General features: G+C 44.3%; 2 protein-coding genes and 4 tRNA genes. 4 read left to right on the top strand and 2 right to left on the bottom strand.

Annotated features, from left to right (window positions below; translation table 11 throughout):
* Positions 1-18 precede the first annotated feature (18 nt).
* The 4 genes from B9J84_RS06080 (at position 19) to B9J84_RS06095 (ending at position 491) form a co-directional block, all read left to right on the top strand.
* Positions 19-93, top strand: a tRNA-Gln gene (locus tag B9J84_RS06080).
* An 80-nt stretch (positions 94-173) separates the two neighbouring features.
* Positions 174-258: transfer RNA gene (locus B9J84_RS06085), tRNA-Leu, on the top strand.
* Positions 259-277: 19 nt separating this feature from the next.
* A tRNA-Met gene (locus B9J84_RS06090) sits at positions 278-354 on the top strand.
* Between the two features lie 52 nt (positions 355-406).
* Positions 407-491: transfer RNA gene (locus B9J84_RS06095), tRNA-Leu, on the top strand.
* 171 nt (positions 492-662) lie between these two features.
* Here B9J84_RS06095 and B9J84_RS06100 read toward each other — a convergent pair.
* Both B9J84_RS06100 and B9J84_RS06105 read right to left on the bottom strand, forming a co-directional pair.
* Positions 663-1,796 carry a flagellin gene (locus tag B9J84_RS06100; protein WP_094123757.1) on the bottom strand — a complete coding sequence of 378 codons (1,134 nt, stop codon included), beginning with the start codon at positions 1,794-1,796 and terminating at the stop codon, positions 663-665.
* Positions 1,797-2,302: 506 nt separating this feature from the next.
* Positions 2,303-3,442, bottom strand: coding sequence for a flagellin (locus B9J84_RS06105; RefSeq protein ID WP_017045944.1), 1,140 nt, complete (start codon positions 3,440-3,442; stop codon positions 2,303-2,305).
* Between the last annotated feature and the right edge of the window lie 307 nt (positions 3,443-3,749).

Raw genomic sequence — 3,749 nt, forward strand, 5'->3', positions numbered from 1 at the left:
GATGAGCAATCATCTTGTAGGGCTATCGCCAAGCGGTAAGGCAGCGGCTTTTGATGCCGCCATCCCCTGGTTCGAATCCAGGTAGCCCTGCCATTATTTGTAGGGTTAGCGATAAGCTGACCGTAAAAAGATAAGCTGAATTAATAACATTCGGTTTATTTAAAGAATACGCTGCGGAAATGGCGAAATTGGTAGACGCACCAGATTTAGGTTCTGGCGCCGCAAGGTGTGAGAGTTCAAGTCTCTCTTTCCGCACCATGATTTAAGATTGTCAAATGGCTACGTAGCTCAGTTGGTTAGAGCACATCACTCATAATGATGGGGTCACAGGTTCGAATCCCGTCGTAGCCACCATTTACAACGATAGTTTGAATAACCAATGTTCAATCTATCTACAGTACAAGTTGCGGAAGTGGCGAAATTGGTAGACGCACCAGATTTAGGTTCTGGCGCCGCAAGGTGTGAGAGTTCAAGTCTCTCCTTCCGCACCATCAATTCAAACCCAGCTTAGGCTGGGTTTTGTTTTATTAGCCTCATAACAATATATCCTTTCCTCCCGTTTAACCGTTGATTCATTTTTCAGATCCATTCTTTGATCACGTGAAAAGTGAGGCATAAAAAAATCCAGCCGAAGCTGGATTTTTAATTTAAAAGTTAACGACTTAACCAAGCAAACCAAGAGCAGCATTAGGCGCTTGTTTAGCTTGTGCCAACACTGAGCTTGATGCTTGAGAAAGGATCTGCGATTTAGTCAAGGCAGTGGTTTCTTTCGCAAAATCAGTGTCTTTGATTCGGCTCTTAGAAGCATTTACGTTTTCGTTGATGTTATCTAAGTTGTTAATCGCATGGTTGAAACGGTTTTGGAATGCACCCAGTTGAGCACGATGGCTGTCTACAAATTGCAGTGCCGCATCAACAATGGCAACTGATTCTTGCGAACCACCTACAGAGGTGACATCAATGGTATCGACTGTCACATCTTTTGCAGCTTGGAAACTCAGTTCACCCGCTAAGCTGCCACCAAAGGTTGCTACGCCATCAATACGGTTGCTATCAGTAAAGATTTGCAGTTTGCCTTCATCGTCAACAGAAGCTTTTAACATGTCGGTTTGACCATTGATGTAAGTGGCCAACTCTTCGATGTCATCGCCCTCTTTTGCACTTAGGTTGATGGTTTGCTCGCCAGTACGTTTGTCAGTCAACGTAATGGTAAGGTCATTAGCACCCGCTTTAACGGTCCAATCTTTATCTTGTCCATTTGCCGCTTGGTAACTCTTACCGCCCATCATTGCGTTGTCGCTGCGCATATTATTTAGGCTTAGCATGACCGCTTCACCGTTATCCGCACCGATTTGGAATGATTTCGTCTCAAAAGTACCATTGAGCAACTTATTACCACCAAACGATGTAGTTTCAGCAATACGGTTGAGTTCGTCATTCAGCGCGGTGATCTCTTCTTGAATCGCTACGCGGTCGGCTTTCGAGTTCGAACCATTTGACGATTGTAGAGATAAGTCACGCATACGTTGCAAAATGTTGGTAGTTTCGTTCATTGCACCTTCAGCTGTCTGCGCAATTGAAATGCCATCATTTGCGTTGCGCACGGCAACATCTAAGCCTCTACTTTGAACGTTCAAACGGTTAGAGATTTGCAAACCTGCTGCGTCATCTTTTGCGTTATTAATTTTGAAGCCTGATGATAAACGTTCCATTGATAACTGTTGCGCATTGCTAGCACTGTTTAGGTAGCGTTGTGCTGTCATAGCTGAAACGTTAGTGTTTACATTAACCGCCATAGTGGTTCTCCTATTGATTTTCCGACTTAGCGTCATAGACAAACGGTTTCCGACGTCTCGGAAAACCAAGTAGTTCTCTCAAAGTACTATTATTAGCGACTGCGGTTAGGAATCCTTTAACGGGAAAACGACGATTTCGTAAAAAATAACCAATATCGATTAAAAGTGGGATAAACGCTGCAAAACTGGCTGAAATACAAAAATAGCATTAAAGATTTGACGTGATTGGTCGGCTTCACGGGCGATTGAGGAGCATTGATGAGAGCAAGAAGTTATAGATAAAGAAAAGCCCCTTTTCCTTTGAGAGAACCGGGGCTAGTTGGTAGCCAGAGCCAATGTGGAGATCAGAGAAATGAACACATTACCGACTGACCGGGGCGCATGATTATCTATGACTATAAAGCAGGGTACATCTTGAGAGAGCTTTATATTCGGCCATAATCATACTTTGCCAAGGATTCCTTCACCTAACCCACGTCTGAGCTGTTGGATGAAGGGTCCTAACATTACTGCAATAGTGACATTGCAGAATTTGGCAACTGTTTTGCTTGAGCGAGAATCGAGGTACCCGCTTGTTGCAGAATCTGTGCTTTCGTCATTTGCGTGGTTTCTTTCGCAAAATCTGTATCTTTAATTCGACTGTTGGATGCTTCAACATTCTCTTGGATATTGGCCAAGTTGTTGATGCTATGGCTTAAACGGTTTTGCTTCGCACCGAGCTCTGCCCGTTGTGAATCCACATATCTCAACGCAGCATCCAGAACGCCCACTGCATTTTGAGAACCACCAACTGAGGTGATATCAATATCTTGAACCGTCGTCTTAACGCCCGGTCCGCCGTTTAGGCCAAGTTCGGTTGCCAAACCACCAGAGATGGCAAGGTCACCTTGTAAATTCGGTTCTGCGGCAAAAATTTGCAGTTTACCGTCTTGATCAACCGATGCTTTAAGCTTGTCGGTTTGACCATTAATGTAAGTCGCTAGCTCTTCAATATCATCGCCATCTTTGGCTAACACATCGAGAGTAACAAGCTCACCTGCCTGGGTGGTGAATTCAAATTTCAAATCACGTGCGCCCGCTGGCACTCCCCAATCCTTGTCCTTTCCTTGCTCTGCAAGGAACGATTGGCCGCCCATACGGAAGTCATCAGCACGTATGCTGGTAAGCCCCATAATGATCGCCTCACCTGAGCTCGCACCAATCTGGAATGATGCTTCACCAAACGAACCGTTGAGCAGTTTACGTCCACCGAATGAGGTCGTTTCTGCAATACGGTTTAACTCATCTTGCAATGCGGTCGACTCTTCATCCAAAGCTTGTCGCTCTGACGCCGAGTTGGTGCCGTTTGCTGATTGAAGAGCAAGATCACGCATACGTTGCAAGATACTGGTCGACTCATTCATTGCCCCTTCCGCAGTCTGAGCAATCGAAATACCGTCGTTGGCATTACGCATTGCCACATCTAGGCCACGAGACTGAGCGGTTAAGCGGTTTGAAATTTGTAAGCCTGCCGCATCATCTTTAGCGCTGTTGATTTTATTACCTGATGATAAACGTTCCATCGAGGTATTTAATTCACCCGTCGCTTTATTAAGGTAACGCTGAGCAGTCATTGCTGAGACGTTAGTATTTACTGTAATGGTCATAGTTTGCTCTCCTAGTGAGTTCGCAAGCTTTTTGCGAAGCGGCCAGCTTTACTCTCATTTGGAAGCACTGACCGTGAACTTGCTAAATCCGCTATTTGCCGATTTAAAAACTTGTTGTATCAACTCTGATATAGACAATTCAATTAGTATGCCAACTTTTAAAACATCTGATATTAAAATTAATATTCTTTGTTTTTTAATCACTTAGAAGAAATTCATTCATGCTATCTTTGTGAGTGAGCAGCCAGTTTTTTCTCGTTAGGCACAGAGTTGCCGCTTTCGTTTGCCGCTCTATTGCCTCTTTATC

Origin of the sequence: Vibrio sp. V03_P4A6T147 (assembly GCF_002241085.1) — a bacterium.
GTDB lineage: Bacteria > Pseudomonadota > Gammaproteobacteria > Enterobacterales > Vibrionaceae > Vibrio > Vibrio anguillarum.